Origin of the sequence: Streptomyces qinglanensis, from assembly GCF_900111245.1 — a bacterium.
GTDB classification, from domain to species: domain Bacteria; phylum Actinomycetota; class Actinomycetes; order Streptomycetales; family Streptomycetaceae; genus Streptomyces; species Streptomyces qinglanensis.
Window position 1 is genome coordinate 1 of record NZ_FOGO01000029.1, and the last position, 5,506, is coordinate 5,506.

6 protein-coding genes are annotated in these 5,506 nt (G+C 68.6%); all 6 read left to right on the top strand.

Translation table 11 applies throughout. The features are described 5' to 3' along the window. Positions 1 to 299, top strand: a 299-nt coding sequence (locus BMX65_RS31050; protein WP_342342278.1) for an oligopeptide/dipeptide ABC transporter ATP-binding protein, incomplete at its 5' end; no start/stop codon positions are given. Between the two features lie 174 nt (positions 300 to 473). Beyond that, complete coding sequence (locus tag BMX65_RS31055; RefSeq protein WP_075003690.1) at positions 474 to 2,117, top strand: peptide ABC transporter substrate-binding protein; 1,644 nt, start codon at positions 474 to 476, stop codon at positions 2,115 to 2,117. A gap of 6 nt (positions 2,118 to 2,123) precedes the next feature. After that, positions 2,124 to 3,047 (top strand): ABC transporter permease, encoded by a 924-nt coding sequence (locus tag BMX65_RS31060; RefSeq protein WP_075003691.1) that lies wholly within the window; start codon positions 2,124 to 2,126, stop codon positions 3,045 to 3,047. A gap of 111 nt (positions 3,048 to 3,158) precedes the next feature. Then, positions 3,159 to 4,121, top strand: coding sequence for an ABC transporter permease (locus BMX65_RS31065; RefSeq protein WP_075003692.1), 963 nt, complete (start codon positions 3,159 to 3,161; stop codon positions 4,119 to 4,121). A 5-nt stretch (positions 4,122 to 4,126) separates the two neighbouring features. Then, positions 4,127 to 5,107: an ABC transporter ATP-binding protein gene (locus BMX65_RS31070; protein WP_075003693.1), complete on the top strand. Its 981-nt coding sequence runs from the start codon at positions 4,127 to 4,129 to the stop codon at positions 5,105 to 5,107. Then, positions 5,097 to 5,506 (top strand): ATP-binding cassette domain-containing protein (locus tag BMX65_RS31075; RefSeq protein ID WP_143081907.1); only part of this gene is annotated, 410 nt, incomplete at its 3' end. The genes BMX65_RS31070 and BMX65_RS31075, both read left to right, overlap by 11 nt.

Sequence of the window (5,506 nt, forward strand, 5' to 3'; positions counted from 1 at the left end):
AGATCTACGAGCACCCCACGCACCCCTACACCCAGGCACTGCTGTCGGCCGTTCCGGTGCCCGACCCGGAGGCGGAAGGGAAGCGGGAGCGGATCGTGCTGGAGGGTGACGTGCCCTCGCCGGCCAATCCGCCCTCCGGATGCCGGTTCCGCACCCGCTGCTGGAAGGCCACGGACAGGTGCGCGGAGGAGGTGCCGCTGCTGGCGGTGCCGTCGGTGTTCGAGGGGTCCGGGTCCGGTGCGGAGCACCCCTCGGCCTGCCACTTCGCGAAGGAGGACGCCGCGGTGGTCGCCGCCTGACACCGTGCCCTCCTCACCGGCCGGAGGGGAGAGGACACCGCCGGCGCCGGTCGGCGGTGTCCTCCGAACGGGTTCCAGCCCGTTCCGCGGCGGGCAGGGCAGCCAGGCATATGGTGTCAAAAGGTGTTATGTGGATCTGAGGCGTACTCGGACCCCAGCGCACCAGGAGGCACCATGCGTGCAGCCACCCGCACCACCGTGATCCGGCGGGCGCTCGCCGCCGCAGGGGCGGTCGCTCTGACGGCGACAGCGTGTGCCAGCAGCTCGGACGGCGGCGGGGGCGGTTCGGCGGACGGGGTCGTACGCGCATTCTGGACCGATCCGCAGCACCCCGTGGAGCCCGCCAACACCAACGAGGTGCAGGGCGGCAAGGTCCTGGACATGATTTCCCGGGGTCTGAAGAAGTACAACCCGTCCACGGGTGCGGCCGAGAACGCCGTGGCCGAGTCCATCGAGAGCGACGACCAGCAGAACTTCACCGTCAAACTGAAGAAGGGCTGGAAGTTCTCCGACGGCACCGCCGTGACGGCCAAGTCCTTCGTGGACGCCTGGAACTACGGCGCCCTCGTCACGAACAAACAGATCAACTCCTATTTCTTCCAGTACATCGAGGGCTACCAGGAGGTGCACCCGGAAAAGGGCAAGCCGACGGCGAAAACCCTCTCCGGGCTCGACGTGAAGGACGCCCGCACCTTCACCGTGAAGCTCAACCAGAAGTTCTCCCTCTGGCCGCAGACCCTCGGGTACAGCGCCTACGCGCCGCTGCCGAAGTCCTTCTTCACCGACCACAGCGGCTGGCTGGAGAAGCCCGTCGGAAACGGCCCGTACAAGGTGGACTCCTACACCAAGGGCCAGTCGATGAAGCTGTCCCGGAACACCCACTACGCCGGGGGCGACAAACCCCGCAACAAGGGTGTCGAACTGAAGGTCTACACCGACCAGAACACCGGCTACACCGACCTCCAGGCCGGAAACCTGGACGTCGTCGACGAACTTCCGGCCGGGCAGCTCAAGAACGCCAAGCGGGATCTGGACGGGCGCTACATCAACCAGCCCGCGGGCATCATCCAGACCATCTCCTTCCCCATGTACGACAAGGCGTGGCAGAGCGAGAAGGCCGCCAAGGTGCGCCGCGGACTCTCCATGGCGATCAACCGCAAGCAGGTGACCGAGAAGATCTACCACGGCACCCGGGAGCCGGCGACCGACCTCACCTCGCCCGTGCTCAAGGCCGCCGGCGGCTACAAGCCCGGCCTCTGCGGCGACGTGTGCAGCTACGACCCGAAGCAGGCCAAGAAGCTCATCGAGGAGGGCGGCGGGCTGCCCGGCGGGAAGATCACCCTGACCTCCAACGTCGACACCGGCTCGCACCGGCAGTGGATGGAGGCCGTCTGCAACAGCATCAACCGCACGGTGGGCAGGAACAGCGCGTGCACCGTCAACCCGGTGCCCACCTTCAGCGAGTTCCGCTCCGACATCACCGACCGGAAGATGACGGGCATGTTCCGGACCGGCTGGCAGATGGACTACCCGCTCATCCAGAACTTCCTCCAGCCCATCTACTACACGGACGCCTCCTCCAACGACTCCGGCTTCTCCGACCCCCAGGTCGACAAGCTGATGGACAAGGCGAACTCCGCCACCGACGAGAAGGCTGCCATCGGTCTCTTCCAGCAGGCCGAGAAGCGCATCCTGGACACCTTCCCCGCGATCCCGCTGTGGTACCAGAACGGGAACGCCGGCTATTCCAGCCGGGTCAGCGACGTCAAACTCAACCCGTTCTCCGTCCCGGTCTTCACTGACATCAAGGTCAAGTGAGCCGCCGTGGGGCGCTACGTCGTCAGACGACTGCTCCAGATGATCCCGGTGTTCATCGGGACGACCTTCCTCATCTTCGTGATGGTGTACGCCGTCGGGGACCCGGTCAACGCGATGTTCGGGGAACGGGCCCCCGACCCGGCCACCGCCGAGCAACTGCGCGAGGAATTCAACCTCGACAAGCCCATCTGGCAGCAGTACGTGCTCTACATGGGCAACATCTTCACCGGTGACTTCGGAAACGCCTTCAACGGCCAGCCGGTGACCGAGCTGATGGCGACGGCCTTCCCCATCACGATCCGGCTCGCTGCGCTCGCCATCGTCTTCGAGATCCTCGTCGGCATCACTCTGGGGGTGCTGACCGGGCTCCGCCGCGGGCGGCCCATCGACAGCGGGGTGCTGATGCTGACCCTCGTCGTCATCTCCGTCCCCACGTTCGTGACCGGCAGCCTCGCGCAGTACCTGCTCGGCGTGAAGTGGGGCTGGATCTCCCCGGCCGTCTCGCCCGCGGCACCGCTGCGCGAACTGCTGCTGCCGGGGCTGGTCCTCGCCCTGGTCTCGCTGGCCTACGTCACCCGGCTCACCCGGACCTCGATCGCGGAGAACGCCCGCGCCGACTATGTGCGGACCGCGGTCGCCAAGGGGCTCTCCCGGCGCCGGGTGACCGTGCGGCACCTGCTGCGCAACTCGCTGATCCCCGTCGTCACCTTTCTCGGGACGGACGTCGGCAACCTGATGGCCGGGGCCCTGGTGACCGAGCGGATCTTCAACATCCACGGGGTCGGCTTCCAACTGTGGCAGGGCATCGTCCGGCAGAACTCGCCCACCGTCGTCGGCTTCGTGACCGTCCTCGTCATCGTCTTCCTCCTCGCGAACCTGCTCGTCGACCTCCTGTACGCGGTGCTCGACCCGAGGATCCGCTATGCCTGACCCGCCCCGCCTCCGCCGGGGAGACGCCTCCGACACCGCCGGGGACGGCCCGGCCCCCGCCGCGGCGCCCACGCCGGCCGGCGGTGCGGCCGCGGGAAGAGAGGGGAGCGCATGACCGGGACGCCGGCAATCGAGGGGCCCGGCGGGGCCATGGAGGAGCTGGCCGAGGAAGGAGGAGGGGGGCTCAAGGGCGCGCCCCCGTCCGGGCGCGGACGGCCCGCGCGGGGGCGGAGCATGTGGTCCGACGCCTGGCACGAACTGCGGCGCAACCCGGTGTTCGTGGTCGCCGGACTGATCATCGCCTTCCTCGTGCTGATCTCCCTGTGGCCGGGCCTGATCGCCACCCGGGACCCGCTCTCCTGCCGGCTCGGACGCTCGCTGGACCCGTCCTCGGCCGGGCACTGGTTCGGGTTCGACACCCAGGGCTGCGACGTCTACACCAGGGTCGTCTACGGGGCCCGCACCTCGGTGACGGTCGGTGTCTGCGCCACCGCCGGAGTGGCGGTGCTGGGCAGCCTGCTGGGCGGACTCGCCGGGTTCTTCGGCGGGGTGTGGGACGCCCTGCTCTCCCGTCTCACCGACATCTTCTTCGGTATCCCCATCGTCCTCGGCGGCCTGGTCTTCCTCTCGATGACCGGCAGCCGGTCCGTCTGGACGGTGGTCACCTTCATCGTGCTGCTCGGCTGGCCCCAGGTGGCCCGGATCGCGCGCGGCTCGGTCATCACCGTCAAGCAGAACGACTACGTGCAGGCCGCCCGGGCGCTGGGCGCGGGGAACGCCCGGATGATGGTGCGGCACATCCTGCCGAACGCCGTCGCGCCGGTGATCGTGACCGCGACCATCGCGCTGGGCACCTACATCTCGCTGGAGGCCACGCTCAGCTACCTCGGCGTCGGGCTCCAGCCGCCCACGATCTCCTGGGGGGCGGACATCTCCGCGGCCTCCCAGGGCATGCAGTTCCGCAACGCGCCGCACATCCTGCTGTACCCGGCCGCCGCGCTCAGCGTCACCGTGCTGGCCTTCATCATGCTCGGCGACGCCGTCCGCGACGCCCTCGACCCGAAGCTGAGGTGAGTGCGGTGAGTCTGCTGGAAGTCCGCGACCTGTTCGTCGAGTTCCGCACCCGGGACGGGGTGGCGCGGGCCGTCAACGGAGTGAGCTACACCGTCGAGGCCGGTGAGACGCTGGCGGTGCTGGGGGAGTCCGGTTCGGGCAAGTCCGTGACGGCGCAGGCCGTGATGGGGATTCTCGACATGCCGCCGGGCCGGATCACCGGCGGCGAGATCCTCTTCCAGGGGCGGGACCTGCTGAGCCTCCCCGAGGAGGAACGGCGGCGGATCCGCGGTTCGAAGATGGCGATGATCTTCCAGGACGCGCTCTCGTCGCTGAACCCGGTGCTGACCGTGGGTTTCCAACTGGCCGAGATGTTCCGGGTCCATCAGGGCCTGGGCCGCAAGGAGGCCAGGGCGCGGGCCGTGGAGCTGATGGAGCGGGTCCGGATCCCGGCGGCGCGGCAGCGGGTCGGCGACTTCCCGCATCAGTTCAGCGGGGGTATGCGGCAGCGGATCATGATTGCGATGGCGCTGGCGCTGGAGCCGGATCTGATCATCGCGGACGAGCCGACGACGGCGCTGGACGTGACGGTGCAGGCCCAGGTGATGGAGCTGCTGGCGGAACTCCAGCGGGAGTTCACGATGGGGCTCATCCTGATCACGCACGATCTGGGTGTGGTGGCGGACGTGGCCGACAAGATCGCGGTGATGTACGCGGGCCGGATCGTGGAGACCGCGCCGGTCAAGGAGCTCTACCAGGCGCCCGCGCACCCCTACACCAAGGGCCTGCTCGACTCCATCCCGCGTCTGGACCAGAAGGGGCAGCAGCTCAACGTCATCCGCGGGATGCCGCCCAGCCTGCTGGACATCCCGCCCGGCTGCGCCTACAACCCGCGCTGCCCGATGGCGCGTGCGGTCTGCCGCACGGACGAGCCGCCGCTGTACGAGGTGTCCGCACAGCGGCGCAGCGCCTGCCACTTCTGGAGGGAGATGTTCGATGGACGCTGACCGTTCGGGGCCCGGCCCGGCCCGGGAGGCGCGGGAACCGGCGACGGGACCGCATCAGGGCACCGGACACCCGGCGGGCGAGGCCATCCTGGAGGTGCGGGATCTGGCCAAGCACTTCCCGCTGACGCAGGGCATCCTCTTCAAGCGGCAGATCGGCGCGGTCAAGGCGGTGGACGGCGTCACCTTCGATCTGCACAAGGGCGAGACGCTGGGCATCGTCGGCGAGTCCGGCTGCGGCAAGTCCACGGTCGCCAAGCTGATCACCCATCTCGAACAGCCCACCTCGGGGACCATCCGGTACCGAGGTGAGGACATCACGAAGCTGTCGGGGCGGGCGTTGAAGGCGGTGCGGCGGAACATTCAGATGGTGTTCCAGGATCCGTACACGTCGTTGAATCC

Excerpts from the sequence above, each read along its gene's own strand:
- BMX65_RS31065 (WP_075003692.1), top strand. The coding sequence starts at position 3,159 with ATGACCGGGACGCCGGCAATCGAGGGGCCCGGCGGGGCCATGGAGGAG.
- BMX65_RS31055 (WP_075003690.1), top strand. The coding sequence starts at position 474 with ATGCGTGCAGCCACCCGCACCACCGTGATCCGGCGGGCGCTCGCCGCC.